At 70.7% G+C, this 19,658-nt stretch carries 15 protein-coding genes and 1 pseudogene; 12 read left to right on the top strand and 4 right to left on the bottom strand.

The genetic code is table 11. The features are described from left to right. Both D7V88_RS23950 and D7V88_RS23945 read left to right on the top strand, forming a co-directional pair. Positions 1–366 (top strand): annotated as a pseudogene (locus D7V88_RS23950) (GTP-binding protein); the annotation flags it as partial. A 72-nt stretch (positions 367–438) separates the two neighbouring features. Further along, positions 439–852, top strand: coding sequence for an SET domain-containing protein (locus D7V88_RS23945; protein WP_120542969.1), 414 nt, complete (start codon positions 439–441; stop codon positions 850–852). A gap of 42 nt (positions 853–894) precedes the next feature. Here the strand turns inward: D7V88_RS23945 and D7V88_RS23940 are convergent, their stop codons facing one another. The 3 genes from D7V88_RS23940 to D7V88_RS23930 are packed head-to-tail and all read right to left on the bottom strand — an operon-like array spanning position 895 to position 4,961. After that, entirely contained in the window at positions 895–2,424 is a 1,530-nt protein-coding gene (locus D7V88_RS23940; RefSeq protein ID WP_120542968.1) for an NADase-type glycan-binding domain-containing protein, read from the bottom strand. 45 nt (positions 2,425–2,469) lie between these two features. Further along, complete coding sequence (locus D7V88_RS23935) at positions 2,470–3,969, bottom strand: NADase-type glycan-binding domain-containing protein (protein WP_120542967.1); 1,500 nt, start codon at positions 3,967–3,969, stop codon at positions 2,470–2,472. Then, a complete protein-coding gene (locus D7V88_RS23930) occupies positions 3,966–4,961 on the bottom strand; it encodes a multiheme c-type cytochrome (RefSeq protein ID WP_244238350.1) in 996 nt (331 codons plus the stop codon). Before D7V88_RS23930 ends, D7V88_RS23935 begins: the two co-directional genes overlap by 4 nt. Before the next feature lie 237 nt (positions 4,962–5,198). Between D7V88_RS23930 and ribD the strand changes: the two genes are divergently transcribed. The 10 genes from ribD to D7V88_RS23890 all read left to right on the top strand — a co-directional run bounded on the left by ribD (position 5,199) and on the right by D7V88_RS23890 (position 18,378). Further along, positions 5,199–6,071 (top strand): bifunctional diaminohydroxyphosphoribosylaminopyrimidine deaminase/5-amino-6-(5-phosphoribosylamino)uracil reductase RibD, encoded by an 873-nt coding sequence (gene ribD, locus D7V88_RS23925; RefSeq protein WP_120542965.1) that lies wholly within the window; start codon positions 5,199–5,201, stop codon positions 6,069–6,071. Then, positions 6,068–6,691 carry a GTP cyclohydrolase II gene (ribA, locus tag D7V88_RS23920; protein WP_244238349.1) on the top strand — a complete coding sequence of 208 codons (624 nt, stop codon included), beginning with the start codon at positions 6,068–6,070 and terminating at the stop codon, positions 6,689–6,691. Before ribD ends, ribA begins: the two co-directional genes overlap by 4 nt. Positions 6,692–6,698: 7 nt before the next feature. Further along, positions 6,699–7,328: an NADPH-dependent FMN reductase gene (locus tag D7V88_RS23915; protein ID WP_120542963.1), complete on the top strand. Its 630-nt coding sequence runs from the start codon at positions 6,699–6,701 to the stop codon at positions 7,326–7,328. Between the two features lie 163 nt (positions 7,329–7,491). Further along, positions 7,492–7,662, top strand: a complete 171-nt coding sequence (locus tag D7V88_RS43115) for a hypothetical protein (protein WP_158625138.1) — start codon at positions 7,492–7,494, stop codon at positions 7,660–7,662. Between the two features lie 77 nt (positions 7,663–7,739). Next, the gene (locus tag D7V88_RS23910) at positions 7,740–8,516 is read left to right on the top strand and encodes a formylglycine-generating enzyme family protein (RefSeq protein ID WP_120542962.1); all 777 of its coding nucleotides are present in this window, start codon (positions 7,740–7,742) and stop codon (positions 8,514–8,516) included. Between the two features lie 43 nt (positions 8,517–8,559). After that, a complete protein-coding gene (locus tag D7V88_RS43110) occupies positions 8,560–10,491 on the top strand; it encodes a hypothetical protein (protein WP_158625137.1) in 1,932 nt (643 codons plus the stop codon). After that, a complete protein-coding gene (locus D7V88_RS23905; RefSeq protein ID WP_158625136.1) occupies positions 10,488–12,230 on the top strand; it encodes a WD40 repeat domain-containing protein in 1,743 nt (580 codons plus the stop codon). Before D7V88_RS43110 ends, D7V88_RS23905 begins: the two co-directional genes overlap by 4 nt. Positions 12,231–12,242: 12 nt before the next feature. Continuing rightward, positions 12,243–13,394, top strand: a complete 1,152-nt coding sequence (locus D7V88_RS23900; protein ID WP_120542960.1) for an HlyD family secretion protein — start codon at positions 12,243–12,245, stop codon at positions 13,392–13,394. Further along, positions 13,391–16,225: an ATP-binding cassette domain-containing protein gene (locus D7V88_RS23895; protein WP_120542959.1), complete on the top strand. Its 2,835-nt coding sequence runs from the start codon at positions 13,391–13,393 to the stop codon at positions 16,223–16,225. Before D7V88_RS23900 ends, D7V88_RS23895 begins: the two co-directional genes overlap by 4 nt. After that, on the top strand, positions 16,222–18,378 hold the full coding sequence (locus D7V88_RS23890) for an ATP-binding cassette domain-containing protein (RefSeq protein WP_120542958.1): 2,157 nt from the start codon (positions 16,222–16,224) through the stop codon (positions 18,376–18,378). The genes D7V88_RS23895 and D7V88_RS23890 overlap by 4 nt, the downstream gene beginning before the upstream one ends. A gap of 12 nt (positions 18,379–18,390) precedes the next feature. Here the strand turns inward: D7V88_RS23890 and D7V88_RS23885 are convergent, their stop codons facing one another. Then, positions 18,391–19,476, bottom strand: coding sequence for a DUF4388 domain-containing protein (locus D7V88_RS23885; RefSeq protein ID WP_120536066.1), 1,086 nt, complete (start codon positions 19,474–19,476; stop codon positions 18,391–18,393). Positions 19,477–19,658: the final 182 nt, after the last annotated feature.

Raw genomic sequence — 19,658 nt, 5'->3', positions numbered from 1 at the left:
CGCGTGGAGCCCGCCCCCATCATCGCGGCGAGCGCCGGCCCCCGCCTGCTGGGCCCCACGAGCGCGCTGGCGCCCGGGGACCTCTTCGACCACGCCCGGGCCGCCGAGGCCGCCTTCAGCGCCGGGGACTACACCACCTGCGTCACCGCCTGCACCGACGCCGTCCGGCGCGCCATGGCCTTCGCCGGCGAGGGCACCCTGGCCCAGCAGGCCTTCCTGCTCCACGTGGACGGCGCGGACCTGCTGCGCCTCCAGGGGCTGTCCACCATGCCGCACCTGCGCGTGGACGACGCCGCCTTCTCCCTCTACGTCCTGATGCAGGTCTTCGTGCGACTGAACGCCGTGGGGCTTCCGACCGCCGGGTGATTCAGGCCGGGCCGTCGCACCCACATCTCAGGGGCATGGCTCCCACCGGGGAGTCCCGGAGGGCGCCCCTGCATGTTGCGTGTGAAGACGTCGTTGAAGCCGTCGCGGATCCACGGGTTGGGCCTGTTCGCGGAGGAGCGCATCCCCCGGGGCACCGTGGTGTGGCTCTACGAGGCCGGCCTGGACCTGCGCTTCTGGCCCGAGGATGTCGAGGACATGGCCCCGGAGGCGCGCGCGTTCCTGGCCCGCTACGCCTACTGCGAGCACGACACCCTGGTGCTGTGCGGTGACCATGCCCGCTTCATGAACCACTCGCCCGAGGCGACCTGCGGCAACAACCCGGAGCGCACCGCCACGCTCGCGCTGCGCGACATCGAACCGGGCGAGGAGCTCACGGACAACTACGCCACCATGGAGGACCCGTGGACCGCGTTCGAGGGCCTCATCGAATCCGAACTGCTGCCGCGGCCCCCCACGGTCCACTGAAGGCCCGCGAGGCCCCGTCGGGAGGACGGGGCCCCGGGCTCCCTACGTCCGGCTCGCGGGGCGGTAGCGCACCACGCGGAGGGAGGCGTTGTTGACGAGGAAGGTCGTGATGGACGCGAGGCGCGCCTTGCCTCCGGACTCCGTCCATTCGAGCACATGGACCCGGAGGGGTTCGTCCTCCTGCAACATGTCCGGGCCGTGTGCGCGCACGAGCACGACGTCCGCCTTGTCCCCCGCGTAGCGCACCAGCGTCTGGCGGAAGGTGAGCCAGGACTCGCGGCTGCCGGACTCCTCGGCCTTGCCGCGCAGGAAGGCCGTGGGATTCGCCAGGGGGCCCTGGAGGAACTCGCCGCCCTCCAACTGGTGCTTGAGCACGTCGGCCTGGGTGCTCACCGGCGCATCGTAGCAACCGGTGCACTCGCCCTCGCAGTCGCAGTCGTGCGTCTTGCCGGCCGGCAGGGGTTCATCCTTGCGGTGCTGCACGCACTGCTTCACGCAGGCCTTCAGCGCGGCCGACTCCTGCTTGCGCGTCCTGGCGATCGTCGCGAGCATCTGCGCCTGGGTGGTGTCGGCTTCGAAGAAGGACACATCCCCCAGGTGGAGCAGTCCGGCGACGCCCACCAGCCCGTCGTCCTCCATCGCGGAGAGCGCCGCGCGCGCCGTGGCCTTCTGAGGCTTCAGTTGCGCGGGCTTCACCCGTGCCCACGTCGAACGGGCCTCGGACGCGGGGCCCTTCTGTTCCAGGTCGGCCTTCTGGAACAGGTCGGCCACCTCCCGGGCCAGCACGAGCGCGTCGTGGTACGCCTTCTTGTCCGGAACGCTGGCGAGCCGCTTGCTCGCGGACTCGCTGTAGTTGTCGTCCGGCTTCCTGCGCTCCTGCGACAGCAGGGTCTCCGCCGTGTAGCGCGGCGCCCAGGCCAGCTTCGCTCCGGTGTCATTGCGCGCGGCGGCCTGCTTGCGCTCGTACGCGAAGCTGCGCACCTCCTCGAACGCCGCGGCCTCCGCCTCCGCCCGGTACGGGTCGTCGCCCTCCACGTAGACGCGCAGGTCGCTCAGGCACGTGTCCTCGTAGGCGCTCCCGGGATACGTCGTCACCAGCGTGAGCCGCACGCCCTCCACCTTCGCGGGCACGGGCAGCACCACCTCCTGCCAGCCCCGCACGTCCTTCAACTCCACCTCCAGCGGCGTACCCGTCGTCTGGGGGCCCGTCTCTCCCTGGACCAGCGGCTCCAGCTTCACGTTGCGTGGACGCGCGTTGGCCCGGAAGAGCTTGTCCGTCTTCTGGAAGCCGTTGCGCACGAAGAGGCGGTAGCTCTTCGCCTTCGTCAGGGACGGCCCCCACCACTCGATGGACTCGCCTTCGCCGCGCCCCTTCACGCCCTCCACCCACGCCGTCGTCGGGTCTTCATCCGCGATGTAGAGCGGCAGGTAGTTCTGCTCGTGTTTGTTCCAGCCGTTCTCCAGGAACGACGACGCCGTCACCCGGCGCGGGTGCAGCCGGTGCGCATTGCCCGCGTCGGGTTCGAGGAGGACGGGCGGCGCGGCGGCGAGCAGGAGCGAGAGGAGGATCATGGCGTGTGGTCCTTCGTGGAAGTCGGAGGGGGCTTCGGGCCTTCGCTAGGTCGCGGGGCGGTAGCGCAACACGCGGATGGACTCGCTGCTGACGATGAAGGAGGTGATGGACGCGATGCTCGCCTTGCCCTTCGACTCCTTCCAGTCGAGCACGTGGACCTGGAGGGGCGCGTCCTCCACCTGGCGCAGGACCACCTCCGCCTTGTCCCCCGCGTAGGTCACCAGCGTCTGGCGGAAGCGGACCCAGACCTCGCGGTTGCCGGTCTGCTGAGCCACGCCGAACAGGTAGGCCGTGGGCTCCTCCAGGGAGCCCTGGAGGAACTCGCCGCCGCCGTACCGGCGATCCAGCTCTTCGGCGGAGTACAGGGGCGGCCCGCCGCAGTTGTCGGCGCACTCGTCCTTGCAGTCACAGTCGTACGACTCGCCGGCCGGCAGGGGCTTCTTCTTGCGCGTCTTCTCGCACGTGTTCACGCAGGTCCGCTGCGCGAGTTCATACTTCTCGCGCTCGGCCTCGCGGGCGGCCTGCTCCGCCTGAGTGGTCTTGTCCTCGGTGAAGCTGACATTTCCCAGGTGGAGCAGTCCGGCGACGTCGCGCACCCCATCGTCTTCCATGGCGGACAGCGCCGTCATCGCCGCGGCCCCCTGGGACTGGCGCTCGGAGTACGTCACGCGCGTCCAGTGCGTGCGGGCCAGGGACCCGGAGCCATTGAGTTCCAGGTCCACCGACGAGAACAGGGCCTCCGCATTGCGCGCGAGGGCAAGCGCCGCACGGTACGACTCCTGCTCCGGCACGCTGTCGAGCCCCGTCCACACGCCCCCCAGCCCGGCCGCCTTCTTCGTGTCGCGCTCCTGCGACAGCAGGGTCTCCGCCGTGTAGCGCGGCGCCCAGGCCAGCTTCGCCCCGGTGTCCTTGCGCGCGGCGGCCTGCTTGCGCTCCAGCGCGAAGGCGCGCACCACCTCGAACGCGGCGGCTTCCGCTTCCGGCCGGTACGGATCATCCCCCTCCACGTAGACGCGCAGGTCGCTCAGGCACGTGTCCTCGTAGGCGCTCCCGGGATACGTCGTCACGAGCGTGAGCCGCACGCCCGCCACCTTCGCCGGCACGGGCAGCCGCACCTCCTGCCAGCCCCGCACGTCCTTGAGCTCCACCTCCAACGGTGTGCCCGTCGTCTGGGGGCCCGTCTCGCCCTGGACCAGCGGCTCCAGCTTCACCTTGCGCGGACGCGCGTTGGCCCGGAAGAGCTTGTCCGTCTTCTGGAAGCCGTTGCGCACGAAGAGGCGGTAGGCCTTCGCCTTCGTCAGCGCCGGGCCCCACCACTCCAGCGATTCACCCTCGCCGCGTCCCTTCACACCCTCCACCCACGCGGTGGTGGGGTCTTCATCCGCGACGTAGAGCGGCAGGTAGTTCTGCTCGTGTTTGTTCCAGCCGTTCGCCAGGAAGGAGGACGCCGTCACGCGGCGCGGGTGCAGGCGGTGCGCGCTGCCCGCATCGGGTTCGAGGAGGACGGGCGGCGCGGCGGCGAGCAGGAGCGACAGGAGGATCATGGCGTGCGGTCCTTCGTGGAAGTCGGAGGGGATTGCAGCGGCGCGGCCCACAGCACCAGCCGCGACAGCCCCGCGGGATAGAGCCCCGAGTCCTCCTGCTGCCGGGACACGAGGTGGTAGACGATGCGGGCATAGCGGGCCCCGGGAGGAAGGGGCACGCGGCGCGTCTGACCGGGTAGAAGCCGCGTGTCCTCCACGGCGCCCAGGTGCGGCAGGGGCTCTCCCGGCCACGAACGAAACTCCAGCTTGCGTCCAAAGGTGGCCACCGTGCGGGGGGACTCGAAGAGGGGCTCGTTCGCCACCTCCACGCCCACCCAGCGCATCACGTCCCCCGTGGGGAACGCATGGCCCACGTCGCGCAGCGACAAGAGCAGCGCCCCGCGCACCTGCTCCACCGCCAGCGCGGCCTTGAGTGAATCCGTGCGGCGCGTGCCGCCCAGGCCATGGTCCCCGCGCGGCATGTGGCAGGCGGTGCAGTGACGCGTGTCACCGGACTGTTCACGCCACCGCGTCCACTCGCCCACCGTGTCCTGCTGTGACTGCTTGGCGGACAGCCGCTGCCGATGTCCGCCGCTGTCGAGCACCGGAAAGCCGAACTGGTGACAGCCCGCGCACGGCATTGCCTGCGCGCCCTTCGCGTCACCGAGCGGCGCGTGACAGCCGGCACAGGTGACCCCGCGCTCCTCCGCGGGACTGTCGGGCGGCAGGGCTCCACGCCCCAGGTTGCGCGCGAACGGCGCATGGCACTGCACGCACCACGTGGGGCGGTCCTCTGTAATGGCCACCTGGAAGACGTCGTCGGTCCGCGCCGTCGCATGCCCGCTGGCGCGCCATTGCGTCACCTGCTCCGCGTGGCACTCCTCGCAGCGCTGCACATCCCAGTCGGGCAGTCCGTGCGGCGCGGGCCCCGCCTCCATCCGCGCCGTCCCTTGAGGGAAACGAGCGCTGGGAGCCGCCGCCAGCAGGGAGCAGGTGAGGAGGAGCGCGAGCACGGGAACACCGAAATCTATGCGTCCGACCCGACGCGAGGAAACAGCACGCATGAGACGCGTTTCACACGCACGCCCCCGCCGAGTTCTTTTTTCTCAGACACTCATAATCCGGACATCTCCGAAAATCGGGTCGGAAATACCGCCGAGAATAAAGAAATACGCCTCCGTATACCCAATGGAAGTGAACAACAGGGGCGCTCCGGTAGCCGGAGCGGAACCGTTCATCGGGGCCGTGGGATGCAACCATCGGACGAAGACTGGATGCTGCGCGCGATCGAGTTGGGGCGGCGCGGCCGTCCCGCACCGAACCCGCACGTGGGTGCGGTGCTGACGCGAGCCGGAAGGTTGATCTCCGGTGGCCACCACGAGAAGGCCGGCACGGCGCACGCGGAAGTGAATGCCATTGCCAACGCTCAAGGTGACACGCAGGGCACGACCCTCTACGTCACGTTGGAGCCGTGCAACCACCACGGTCGAACGGGTCCCTGCACGGAAGCCATCCTCAAGGCGGGCATCACGCGCGTCGTCGTGGGCGCCACCGACCCGAATCCCCACGTCCGGGGCGGCGGCATTGAACGCCTGAGGGCCGCGGGCGTGGAGGTCACCACCCACGTGATGGCCGCCAGCGCCGAGGAGCTCGTCGCGCCCTGGGCCAAGGTCCAGACCACCGGCATGCCCTCCGTGCTGCTGTCCACCGGCCCGGGCTCCCGCGTCGTGCCTCCCGAGATGGATGCCCTCTGGATTGCCACGGAGGAGATGGACGCGGCCCTGCCACCTGCCGCGCCGCTGACGGTCGTCGCCGCCCCTGGCACGGAGCTGCTGCGCCGCGTGGCGCGCCGGAGCACCTCCGACCGCTGGCTGGTGTTCTGCCCGGAGGCCCGGCACGCCGAATACATGCTCGCCTCGGGCGCCGCCGCCATCACCGTGGTGCCGCTGCCCTATCAGGACGGCACGCCGCTGCCCTTGCGCCTGGCCCTGCGCGAGCTGCCCCGTCACGGCGTGGTGACGCTCTTCGTGGACGCGGAACCCCTGCTGGAGCAGGGCCTGTGCGACGAGGGCCTCGTGGATGGACACGTGGAGCGCCAGCTCGACCGGAAGGTGGGGACATGATGCCGTCGACCGCCGTCCCGCTGCTCCGTCGCCCCACCCTGCTCGTCCTCGCCCGGGCCCAGCTCCCCACGCGCGCCGGCACCTTCACCGCCGTCTCCTTCCGGCACGCCTCCGGCGAACAGATTGAAGACATCGCGCTCATCCGGGGTGCGCTCGACGGCACCACCCCGGTGCCCGCGCGGCTGCACTCCGAATGCCTCACCGGCGATGCGCTGGGCTCCTTGCGCTGTGATTGCCGCGACCAGTTGGAGCAGTCCCTGGAGGCGCTGGCCCGGGAAGACAACGGCGTCCTGCTCTACCTGCGCCAGGAGGGCCGGGGCATTGGCATCGCCAACAAGCTCCAGGCGTATCAGGCGCAGGACCGGGGGCTGGACACCGTCCAGGCCAACCTGCACCTGGGCTTCGACGATGACCTGCGCACGTATGACATCGCCGCGGGCATGCTGGCCGCGCTGCGCATCCAGCGGGTGTCGCTCTACACGAACAACCCCCGGAAGATCGCCGGGCTGGAAGCCCACGGCATCGACGTGGACCGCCGCGTGGCCCTGCTCGGGCCGACCCGCCCGGAGAACGTCCGGTACCTCGAAACCAAACGCGTCAAATCCGGCCACCTGCTCTAGCCCGCCCATGATTTCCCAGGACCGACTGAAGCTGGCGTTTGTCATTGGCAGCCACCGCACGCCGTCGCAATCCGCCAAGGTGGGCCGCTTCGCCCGGGATCAATTCCTCCAGGGCGGGCCGGGCCGGGAGGCCTTCTACCTGGACCTGGGCGAAACGCCCCTGCCGCTCTGGGATGAAGGCGTCTGGAATGGCGCCGAATCCTGGCAGGCGACCTGGGGCCCCGTGTCCCAGGAGCTGTCGGATGCGGACGGCCTGGTGCTGGTCACCCCGGAGTGGGGCGGCATGGCCACGCCCGCGATGAAGAACTTCCTGGTCCTTTGCAGCGACGGCTGCGTGCGGCACCGGCCCGTGCTCGTCGTCTCCGTGTCGTCGGGCATGGGCGGCAGCTACCCGGTGGCCGAGCTGCGCATGAACAGCAGCAAGAATTCGCATCTGTGCTTCATCCCGGAGCACATCATCGTGCGCAATGTCGCGCAGGTCCTCAACGAAGGGGCCGCACCGGGAAGCGACGAAGATTTGTATTTGCGCGAGCGAATGTTTTACGCGTCGAACGTATTGATTGAGTACGCCCGGGCGATGAAGCCGCTGAGAGTACGGCCCGGCATGTTCGAGAAGAGATTCCGCTACGGAATGTGACCCAGGCCGCTTCGCCCGGAACGCGAAGACGGCCCGCTTCAAACCCACACAGCTCCGACCAGCGACACAGGCTTCGGTGAAGGGATGTCTTTGCATTCCCTCCGCCGAGGACCCGCCACGCGTGCGTGACGGGGACAACCCCACACACCAAGGAAACAACCCCATGAACAACCAGACCATGAGCGCCCCCGCTGCCTTCCCCGTGCAGGTCAAGAGTGGCGTGAAGGCCGGTGCCTTCACCTTCCCCACGGGTCCGATCATCACCAACCCCGGCCCGATCATCACGGGTCCGATCATCGTGCGCCCGCCGATCATCATCGCGGCCCCGGCCTAATCGTCGTCCCCCGGCGGTGGGGCGAACCGTATGTCGCCCCACTGCCGTTCTTCCTTCTTCCCACCGTCTCTCCTCCCATGACCCTGGCCTTCGTCCGTCCCGCGCTCGAACCCGTCGAGTTAATGCCCATCCCCGCCGGAGCCTTCCAGATGGGTTCCACCGAGGAGGAGGTCGAACGGGCGATGCTGCGGTGGAAGTCCGCGCTGATCAAACCGGACTACCACCTCTCGTTCGGGGCCTGGCTGCGCAAGGAGATGCCCCAGCACCGTCAGGAGGTCGCGGCGTTCCAGTTGGCGCGCTTCCCGGTGACGAACCAGCAGTACGGCGCCTTCGTGGCACAGACCGGCCATGCGCCGGCCACCTCGCTGCGCCAGGGCCTGCCGGACGACCACCCCGTGTGGGGCGTGAACGCGGCGGACATCGCGCGGTACCTGGAGTGGACCCGGCAGCGCACCGGGCAGGCCTGGCGGCTGCCGACGGAAGCGGAATGGGAGTACGCGGCTCGCGGCCCCGAGCACTGGGACTACCCGTTTGGCGACACGTTCGATGCGCGCCTGTGCAACACGCGCGAGGCGGGCCTGGGCGGCACCACGAGCGTCACGCGCTACGCCGCCCATCCGACCGCGTATGGCGTCTGTGACATGGCCGGCAACGTGGAGGAGTGGACCTCCACGGACTACGCGCCCTACCCGGGTGGCCGCTTCATCGAAGACAACCTGACCGAAGCGCTGGGGCCCGTCTATCCGGTGCTCCGGGGCGGCTCCGCGGAGTGCGGCGGAGACCTGGCCCGCTGCGCGCGCCGGCACGGCCCCCACCCGAACTTCAACTTGTTTGGCTTCAGACTCGCGCTGTGAGCCCCGCTGGCCCGGCGTGAGCCGCGGCTTCTGGAGAACCCTCATGAACTCCCTCCGCAAATCCTCTGCCTTCGCCGTGGAACCGTCCGAACAGTTCATGTTCGCGGCGACCATCGGTGGCCACCTCCTGTCCGTGAGCGTGGATGACTTCGCCATCCACACGGACCTGGTCGCGCACGCCGCCTCCATCGAGTCCATCGCGGTGCACCCGACGCTGCCGTACCTGGCGACGCTGGGCATCGACTACACGGTGTCCATCTGGGACCGCAGCGACCCGCGCAAGCTGCGCAAGCTCCAGGACATCTACCTGCGTGACATCCGCTCGGAGGGCTACGAGTTCGTCGCCACCCTGCCCCTGTCGTGCCCGCTCGCGTTCCATCCCACGGAGCGCAAGCTCATCACCCACAACGCGGACGGCGCGCTCACGGAGATCTCCTTCGACGACACGCGCCACGATCCGCTGTGGGCCGCAGGCTACTTCCAGGATCCGGACGGCATCGCGTACGACATCGACTACGTCCGCTACCTGCCGGACTCCGGGAACATCTTCGCGTCCACCTTTGGCGGCCACGTGGCCGTCGTGGATCCGAAGAAGCCCAAGGAGCCGGTGCTGCGCTACCGCTATGACCGGCGCACCATCCACTGCGCGGAGCACCTGGGCGGCTCCATGTACCTGCTGGCCAGCGACACGCGCCGGGTCATCCGGTTCGACGCCAGCGGCAAGCAGGAGCCCTTCGTGGGCCCGCCGGTGGTGCGCGACCACCTGGAGCAGATCTCCATCAACCGCGCGTCCGGCCGCGTGCTCGCGAGCGGGTTCGACCGCACCCTCGTGGAGATCGACCCGGAGACGTGCGCGTCCAAGGGCGTGGTGCTCCAGACGCCGTTCAAGCTGCGCTGGCTGCACCACCTGGAGCGCGACCCCGACCTCGTGATCGTGCAGTGCCGCAACGGCGCCTTCTACAAGGCGAGCCTGTCCGGCAAGCGCCCCACCGCCGTCATCAAGGAGACGCCCAACGCCCTGTGGACCGGCGTCCGGGTGGGCACGCACGACCTGGCGTTCGCGGGCGAGGGGCCGGAGATGCTCCACGTCCACGTGGACGGCGCGAACCCCGGCACGATGGAGACGAAGGTCTCCACCCGCTGGGAGACGGTCGCCGCGTCGCGGGGCTCCTATGCCAAGCGCATGGTGTTCCACCCGCCGACGCAGGCGCTGGTGCAGGGCCGCTCGGACGGCCACATCCTCAGCGTCCGCAACGGCATCACCCGCCCGGTGACGAAGCTGGCAGCGCCCCTGCGCGACATCGCCGTGTCGCAGGAAGGCTTCGACCTGTTCGCCATCTCGGAGGACTCGCGCGCCTTCCGCATCGACCTGGAGTCGGGTCAGGTGAAGGCGGAGGTCCAGACCGGCGAGGAGCCCATCTGGGCGCTGGCCCACAACCCCACGCGCAAGGTGCTGGCCGTGTGCGAACGCCAGGGCCTGCTGCGCCTGCTGGACGCCACCACGCTGAGCCCCCTGCTCACGGTGGAGGGCACCTGGGCGCCCAAGCGGATGCAGTGGCGCGACGCGGACCGGCTGCTCGTGGGCCGGGGCGCGGAGCTGTACGAACTGAACGTGGCCACGGGAGCCATGGCGCAGGTCATCCCCCACCTGGGCAACACCATCGAGGACTTCGCCTGGGATGACTCGGGGCGGTTCCTGGCGCTGTGCACCTACGCGCGGCGCATCCACCTCTTCGACTTCAAGACGTTCCAGGAGCTGTCGGTGACGGGCTTCGATCTGGACTACCCCAAGGGCCTGCTGTGGATGCCCGCGAACCGCGCGGAGGGGGCGCACCCGAACGAGTTCGTCGTCTTCGGGCGCACCGGCGTGCTGCGCCGGTACTGGGCCCACGACGGACGACTGCACTCCATGGGCACCGTGGATGCGCCCCTGTCCGCCGCCATCCACGACGACGCCGGGGTGTACGTCCCGTGATCAACCATCGCTCTCCCATCAGCGGCGTGGCCTGCCTGGACGACCGCTACGTCGCGACGGCCGGCTACGACAGCCAGCTCATCCTCTGGGACGCCCGCACGCAGACGGCGGTGGCCCGGGCCCGGCACGACCACCTGGCCAACCACTGCACCTTCAGCCCGGACGGCCGCTTCCTCTTGTCGGGCAGCAGCGACCACACGGTGCGCCTCTGGAGCGTGCCGGACCTGGGGCTGCTCGCGGTGATGCGCCATTCGGACGACATCGAACGCGTCGCGTTCTCCCCCCGAGGGGACCGCTTCGCCACCGCGTCGCGCGACTACGCCATCCGCGTGTTCGACCTGACGGGCCGACTCGTGCACCTGCTGGAAGGCCACGCGGCGGACGCCGTGTTCGTGGAGTTCTCCCCGGACGGCCGCGAGCTGTGGTCCACCAGCGATGACGCGGACATCCGCCGCTGGGACGTGGAGACGGGCGCGCTGCTCCAGCAGGTGTCGTTCGGCGACGTGCAGTTGGACACCATCGCGATGGGGCCCGAGGGCGTCCTCTACGCCGGCAACGACGCCGGGGAGATCCTCATCCTCAAGGACGGGCAGGTGCGCACGCACCAGGCGCACGCGCTGGGCATCAAGTGCCTGGCGTACAGCGGGCGCGAGTCGCGGCTGGCGAGCACCGGCTACGACGGCTTCCTGCGCACGTTCCGCACGGCGCCGGATGGTTCGCTCACGCTGGAGGCCGAGACGCGCCCCCCGCGCGAGGTGTGGCTGCGCACGTGCGCGCTGGATTCGCGCGACCGCGTCATCGTGGGCACGTTCGGCTCCAGCTACGCGACGTTCGACATCGGCTCGCGGCGCTGGGACCTGTCCCGCGTGGGCGACACGCCGGGACTCAACGCGGTGGGCGTGCACGCGGGCGCCATCATGGCCATTGGCGACGCGGGCGTGCTGTACCGCGACGGCGTGGCGGTGCGGCGCATCGACAGCCTGTGCAACTTCCTCCTGTCCTTCCAGGGGCAACTGCTCACCGGCGGGCAGACGGGCACGCTCTTCGACGCGCTCACCGGCCAGGTGCTGTTCGAACAGCCCTCGCCCATCAACTGCGCGGTGGAGATCCAACGTGGGGGCGAGTCCCTGGTGGTGATGGGGACGTACTCCGGCGACGCGTGGCTGCTGGCGCGGGCGGAGGGACGGATGGTCCTGCGCGAGCGGCTGTCGGTGTTCCGCGCCGCCATCAAGGGGCTCGCGGTGCACGGGGGCACGCTGTTCGCCACCTGCGCGGACCGCACCGTGGCGCACATCACGCTGTCCACGCTGGAGGTGACGCGCACGGTGAACGCACACGAGCGCATCACCAACGGCGCAGCCGCGCTGCCGGATGGGCGCTTCGCCTCCGTGGGACGCGACCTGATGCTGCGCGTCTGGAGCAAGGGACAGCCGAGCGTCCACCCCACCCCGCACGGCCGCTCCGTGCGCTGCGTGGCCAGCTGCCCGCAGACGATGCTCCTCGCCACGGCGGCGTACGACGGGACGCTGGCGCTGTTCGACGCCGAGCACGGCGAGTGGCTGAAGACAGAGCGGCTCACCGACTTCGGCATCTCCACCGTGTCGCGGGGCAGCCGGCCCGGACACTTCCTGGCGAGCGCCTACGACGGCTGCGTCTACGAGGTGTCCCGCGACGCTGCCCCTCGCCGCGTGTTCCGAGCGAGCGTGGAGCCGTTCCCGCCCCAGGCCCTGGCGGCGTAGTCGAAAGCCCCCATGTCCTACGACTTCAGAGACTCACTGGCCTCGCTGGACGAAGGCCGCCGGAGCACGCCGGTCATCGCCACGGTGCTGGTGTTCCTGGTGGCCTGGGGTGCGTGGCTCGGCCTGGGCCGGGTCTCCGTGTACGTGAGCAGCACCACGTCGCGGCTGGAAGTCGAGGGCGCGGCGTTCCCGGTGGAGCCGACCATCGCGGGACGCGTGGCGCAGTCCTCGCTGCGCCTGGGACAGAAGGTCCGGGCGGGCGAGGTGCTGGTCCGCCTGGAGTCGGGGGAGCAGGAATCGGTGCTGCGTGAGCAGTTGGCGCGTCAGGCGGCGCTGGAGGCGGAGGCCGCCGCGCTTCGCAAACAGCGGGACGCGGAGCGCGAGGGCCTGGAGGGGTACGTCCAACTGACGAAGGCCACGCTCGGAGAGGCGACAGCGCAGGAGCAGCAGGCGGCCGTCGTCGCCGAACAGGCACGGCGTCAGGCTTCGCGGACGGAAGGGCTGCTGCGCTCGTCCTTCGTCTCGGAGGCGGAGTACGAGGCCGCCGTGAGCGAGGCGACCCGGCACGCGGCCTCCAGCACGGTGCTGCGCTTCTCGCAGGAGCGCCGTTCGGCGGAGCTGCGCGTGGGGCAGAAGGACCGGCTCGCGAGCATCGCGGCGCTGGAGATCCAGTTGAGCCGGCTCATCGGTGAGCAGCAGGCGGTGGAGGCCGCCCTGCCCCGGCTCCGCGCGGAGGTGGACAAGCGGAGCATCACCGCGCCGACGGACGGCACCATTGGCAGCGTGCTTTCGCTGCATCCGGGCATGAACCTGACGGCGGGTCAGCAGCTCGCGATGCTCGTGCCCGAGCGCGCCTTGCAGATCATCGCGTACCTGCCGGCGCCCACCGCGCTGGGCCGAGTGCGTCCTGGCCAGGAGGCACGGCTGCGGCTGGATGGATTTCCGTGGACGCGCTTTGGCGCCATGGAGGCCCGGGTGTCACAGGTCGCCCAGGAGGCCCAGCAGGGACTCATCCGCGTGGAGCTGAGCGCCTCACCTGACTCCCTGCGCGACGTGGCGCTGGAGCACGGCCTCAGTGGCAGCGTGGAGATTGAAGTCGAGCAACTGTCACCCTTCGCGCTCCTCTTCCGGGGCTTCGCCGAGACGCTGGGCACGACTTCATGACCGTGCGAGATCCCCAGCGACGGGCGCCTCCCCTTCCTCCGGCGGTGTTTCCGCCCGTGGATGGCGGGGCGAACGATGTCCCGGACGACGCGCACATCGCTGGGAGCACCGGGGCACCGGCGCCGGTAGAGCCTCCTTCCATCGAACCGATCGCGCCGGCCCGCAAACCGCCCGCGCGGCGCTTCTTCATCCCGGAGGTCATCCAGTCCTCGAAGATGGATTGCGGTCCCGCGGCGCTCAAGGCGCTGCTGGGCGGCTTCGGCATCTCCGTGCACTACGGGCGCCTGCGCGAGGCCTGCCGCACGTCCGTGGATGGCACGTCCATCGACACACTGGAGGAACTGGCGGGGGCGTTCGGCCTGGACGCGCGGCAGACGGTGGTGCCCACCGACCACGTGCCCCTGCCCGCGGCGAGCGCGCTGCCCGCGCTGGTGGTGGTGAAGCGGCCGCACCTGGGCAACCACTTCGTCGTGTTGTGGAACCGCGTGGGTCCGTACGTGCAGGTGATGGATCCGGCGGCCGGACGCATCTGGGTGCGCTGGTCGGAGTTCGCGCCCTCGACGCTGAAGTACCGGGCGACGGTGCCCACGAAGGACTGGCGGGCCTGGGCGGAGAGCCCCGCGTTCCTGAGCCCGTTGGACTCCCGACTGCGCTCGCTCGGCGTGTCGCGGCGGGACGCGGACGCGCTGCTCGACCTGGCGCGCGCCTCCGAGGGCTGGCTGGGCCTGGGCGCGCTGGACGCGGCCGTGCGCTTCTGCGCGTCGCTCCAGCAGGCGGGCATCGTCCGGGGCTCCGAAGCGCAGACGGTGCGCGCGATGGTGGAGCGGGTGCATGCCTCCTTCGAGGAGAGATTCGACCTGCTGCCCCGCCCCTACTGGTCCGTCGAGGGTGAGTCGCCCGAGGACGCGATGGTCGCGTCCACGGGCGTGCTGCTCGTCCGCGCGCGGCTGGCCACGGAAGTCCGAGCGCCCGGCGTCCTGCACACGGCGGAGGAAGGCACGGCGCTGCCGAAGGAACTCCAGGCAGCGCTGGAGACCCGCGACGAGCGGCCCGAGCAGGAGCTGGCGAAGCTGCTCGCGGGCGAGTCGCGCGTGGGGCTGGCGCTGCTCACGGTGGGCGCGCTGGTGACGCCGCTGGGGATGATCTGCCAGACGGTGCTGCTGCGCCGGCTGTTCGACCTGGCGCCGGACCTGGGCATGGGCATGCAGCGCGTGGGCGCGGGCGTGCTCGTGGTGGGCTTCCTCGCACTGCTCGGCGCGCTGGAGGCCGGGGTCTACGCGGGCATGCAGCGGCTGGGGCGGGTGCTGGAGATGCGCCTGCGCCTCGCGTTCATCCAGAAGATTCCCCGGCTCCAGGACCTGTACCTGCAAAGCCGGCTCAGCTCCGACATGGCCGAGCGCAGCCACATGATGCACGTCGTCCGGGGCCTCCCCGCGCTGGCCTTCACGGGCGCGCGCGCGCTGGTGGGGCTCGTCGCGACGGTGGTGGCCATCGGCATGATGGACTCGCGGCTGTGGACTGGCACCATCGTCCTGGCCGTGCTGAGCGTGGTGCTGCCGCTCGCCTTCCGCCAGCGGATGACGGAGCAGGACATGCGGGCCCGCACGCAGTTGGGCGGCCTGTCGCGCTACTACCTGGACTCGCTGGTGGGCGCGGTGCCGCTGCGCGCGCACGGGGCGCAGACGGCGCTGGGACGGGAGCACGAAATCCTGCTCACCGGCTGGATGCGCAGCAGCCTCCAGTTGCTGCGCACCATGGTGTCCCTGCGCTTCGTCCAGGCCACCGTGGGCGCGGCGCTGTGCATCACCCTGCTCACGCTGCACCTGGGCTCTCAGGGCGTCACCGGCGGCATGCTGCTGGTCGCCTACTGGATCATGGGCCTGCCGGAGCACGCGCAGCAGCTCGCGGGCGTCATCCAGGGCTACCCGGCGGCCCGCAACGTCGCCCTGCGCTGCATGGAGCCCCTGGGCGCTCCCGAGGTCGCACCGAGGCCCGCGAGCCCCGCGCCGCTGACGGAGGTCTCCCGGTCCCAGGCCACGGGCATCTCGCTCCACGGCGTGTCCGTGGAGGTCTCTGGCCACCGGCTGCTCCACGACATCGACCTGGACATCGCCCCCGGCTCGCACGTCGCCATCGTGGGCAGCTCCGGCGCGGGCAAGTCCACGCTCCTGGGCGTGCTGCTCGGCTGGTATCCGGTGGCGTCTGGCTCGGTGCGACTCGACGGCCGGCCGCTGGAGCCGTCGGACATCGAGGACCTGCGCACCCGGACGGCATGGGTGGATCCGGCCGTGCAACTGTGGAACCAGAGCATCGCGGCCAACCTCACCTACGGGCAGGAGCAGGTGGGCAGCGGCGACATGGCGCGGGCGCTGGAGTCCGCCGACCTGGAGACGGCGCTCCAGCACATGCAGGGCGGCCTCCAGACGCGCACGGGAGAGAACGGCCTGCGGCTGTCGGGCGGCGAGGGACAGCGGCTGCGGCTGGCCCGCGCGCTCCTGCGTCCGGGGATGCGGCTCGCGCTCCTGGACGAGCCGTTTCGCGGCCTGGACCGCACCACGCGCCGCAAGCTGCTGGGACGGGCGCGCGAGCACTGGAAGGACACCACCCTGCTGTGCGTGACGCACGACGTGAGCGAGACGCAGGGCTTCGACGCGGTGGTGGTCATCGAGGATGGCCGCGTCGTGGAGCGTGGGACCCCCGAAGCGCTGCTGTCGGTGCCCGGCTCGCGCTACCGCGCGCTGCTGGAGGGTGAGGCCGTGGCGCAGGGACTGCTGCATGACGCTCCGGCCTGGCGACGTTGGCGGCTGGAGGGAGGGAGGCTCGTCGAATGACCGCGCTCACGGCACAGGAGTTTCCGGAGGCCTTCTCGACGGCGTGGCCGTTCGAGCGACTGTCCGACGCGGTCCTGCTGCTGGCCCGCCGCACGGGCTTCGTGGCGGAGCCCCGTGAGGCGCTGGCGTTGGATCGCCAGATGGCGCCGCACGACATCGCGGGCATCCACCGCTGGTTCCAGTACGCGGCGGACGCGCTCCAGGTCGAAATGCAATTGGTGAGCAGCCGCTACGAGGACGTGGACGGACTCGCGTCCCAGTGCGCGCCGGCCATCATCCGCCTGAAGGCGCCCACTGCGGACGAGTACCGTTTCCTGGTCATCCTCCGCACGGATCCGAAGCACTTCACGGTGCTGCTGCCGGACGGACGCGAGCAGACCCTTCCGGTCCCCAGCCTGCGCGCGGCCCGCTTCGCCGCGTTCGAGGAGGAGACCGACACCTGGCTCGCGAAGCACCTGGGGCCCCTGGCCGCGAGGGTGGAGCGCGGAAGCCAGGAGGCCGTGCGGCTGCGCGCGGAGTTCCGCTCCGACCTGACGCTGACCAACTGCTGGCTCTTGCGGCCGGTGCCGGGCCGCACGTCGCTGAAGACCCTGCTGAAGCGCGAGCGCATCCTGCCGAAGCTCGGCGCCCTGCTGACCGTGCACGGGGCGCTCGCGCTGGTGGCGGTGCTGATGTGGATGAACCTGGGGACCAACGCGCTCGCCGGGCACAAGCCGGATGGATGGCACGTGGCGTGGGGCCTGCTCGTGCTCCTCCAGGTGCCGCTGATGAGCCGGGGTGAGTTCCTCCAGTCCCTGCTGGGACTGCTCCTGGGACGGCAGTTCAAGCAGCACCTGCTCCACGGCGCTTTCCGCATGGACCCGGACGTCGTGCGCCAGCAGGGCAGCGGCGCGCTGCTGTCGGCGGTGTTCGAAAGCGAGTCCATGGAGATGCTCGCGCTGGAGACGGGCTTCCAGGCGTTCGCGATGATCATCAACCTGATCCTCGTGCCGCTGGTGCTGCTGGCGGGGGCCGCGCCCACGGCCCAGGTGGGGCTGTTCCTGGGCTTCGCGGTGTTCATCGTGGCCCTGGCCAGTTGGCACCTGCGCGCCCGGGAGCGGTGGACGCGCGCCCGGCAATCCCTCACGCAGGACCTGGTGGAGAAGCTGTCCGGACAGCGCACGCGCCTGGCGCAGCAGCCCCGCTCGCTCTGGCACGCGGGCGAGGATCAGCAGCTCGCGGCCTACGCGCGGCTGTCCCGGCCCATGGACGCGGCGCGCCTGTGGCTGGTGTACGCGGCGCGCGCCTGGTTCGTGCTGGCGCTGGCGGTGCTGGGGCCGGCGCTCGTGTCGGGCGCCTCACCGGGCCTCGTCGCGACGAGCGTGGGCGGCCTGTTGCTGGGCTGGGGCACCCTCCAGCAACTGGGCCAGGGCGGGCTGACGGCGGGCAGCGCGGTGGTCGCGTGGCGCAGCATCGCGTCGCTGTTCCGCGCCGCGCGCAACGAGCAGACCAGCACGGGCGAGCGCGGAGGCATCATCCTGGACAAGCCCTCCGGCACGGGCGAGGTGGTGGTGCAGGCGCGGGACTTGGTGTTCCGCCATCCGTCGCGCGTGCGGCCGGTGCTGGATGGCTGCTCGTTCAAGATCCTCGCGGGAGACCGCATCCTGTTGCAGGGCGTGTCCGGCGGCGGGAAGACGACGCTCGCGGCGCTGCTCGCGGGCCTGCGCCGGCAGGACTCCGGGCTGCTGCTGCTGCGCGGCGTGGACCGCGCCACGCTGGGCGACCGCGAGTTCCGCGAGCGCATCGTGCTGGTGCCCCAGTTCCACGAGAATCACATCTTCGCCGCGAGCCTCGGATTCAACCTGCTGATGGGGCGCCGCTGGCCGGCGGATCCCGCGGACCTCGCGGAGGCGCGGACGGTCTGCGAGGAGCTGGGCCTGGGCACGCTGCTGGAGCGCATGCCGGGCGGCCTCAATGAGATGGTGGGCGACGCGGGCTGGCAGTTGTCCCACGGCGAGAAGAGCCGCGTGTTCCTCGCGCGGGCCCTGCTCCAGGACGCGGACGTCATCATCCTGGATGAGAGCTTCGCGGCGTTGGATCCGGACACGCTCGGCAAGGTCATGGCCTGCGTGGACGCACGGGCCCGGACCCTGATGCTCATCGCGCATCCGTGACCCGCGCTCCCGTCAGCGCGGGAGCGTGAGGTTCAGCAAGCCCATGCGGTGCAGCTTCGCCAGCGTCTTGAGCGTCTCCAGCTCGCGCGCGGGGCTGGCCAGCACCAGCGTGGACACGTCCCACGTGCCGCTGATGAGCCCGGCGATCTGCCGCTCCTCCGGCTTGAGCATCACCATGGCCTGGGGCGCCTGGACAAGCTGCGGCACCACCAGCGGCGGCATCTCCGAGTAGAGCGCGGCCACGTGTTCGCGCTGCACCAGGCGCGCGAACTCACGCACGCGCCGATCCGCGGGGTCGCTGGCCAGGAGCAGACCGCACACGATGCCGGCAGCGTCGTACTGGCCCTCGCGCATCAGCACCGCGCCCTTCTCCAGCATCTCCGCCACCGGATCCGCTTCCACCTGCGGCGCGCCGTCCACCTCCACCAGCTTCGCGCGCAACAGTTCGTGCACCCGCCGCGTCACCGACGAGCGCGACACGCCCATGGACAGCCGCAGCCGGCCCAGGTTCTGCGGCGTCGTCGTCATGCCCAGGATGATCCGGTGCATCAGCGGCTGGCTGGGGCTGGGCGGCGACAGCGCGCGCACGCTCATCGCGTCGATGGGCAGCGCCTTGTCCACGTCCGCCTGCTCATCCACCCAGCGCAGGGATTCGAAGAGCAATTCGCGGATGCTCATGTCGGACGGCACCCAGTCCTCACCGGTGCGGTCCGCGTCCTCCGTCCAGTGGAAGGTGCCCCGGCCCGCGATGGTCAGGTCCGTCATCGCCGCGAACAGCTCCTCGCGGCCCAGGTCGCGCACCCAGCGCGCCTGTACCCCGTGCGCGTCGAAGGCCGCGTCCACGTCCGGCGTGCGCGTCAGCTCGTCGAAGGCCGCCAGCACCCGCTGCCCCTGGGCCAGCTTCGGCAGGGAGAGCAGGCGGGCGACACGGCCGCGCAAGCCATCGCTCGCGGTGGCGCCCACCTGGCCGGACAGGAGGAACAACTTGCGCTCGCCTGCTTCCCACGAGAGCTGCAACGTCCCCGTCTTGCGGGAGCTGTCCAGCCATTGGAGGAATTCGGGAAGCGGGTAGCTGAAGAGGTCGCCGTGGATGGCCATGCGTGTCGGATTCGAGGATACAGTTCCCCGCCGTGCGCGTCGCGGTCCTGTTCATCGACGGGGTGGGCGTCGGGCGGAATGACCCGGCCGTGAACCCGCTATCGGGCCGGGACCACCTGCTGTCCTGGTTCCAGGACGCCCCCGCCCCCACCCTGCACCACGGCGGATTCGGCCTCCCGGTG

Origin of the sequence: Corallococcus terminator (assembly GCF_003611635.1) — a bacterium.
Taxonomy (GTDB): domain Bacteria; phylum Myxococcota; class Myxococcia; order Myxococcales; family Myxococcaceae; genus Corallococcus; species Corallococcus terminator.
Note: the sequence above shows the minus strand (reverse complement) of the source record. Positions and strands in the feature narration are given on the sequence as shown.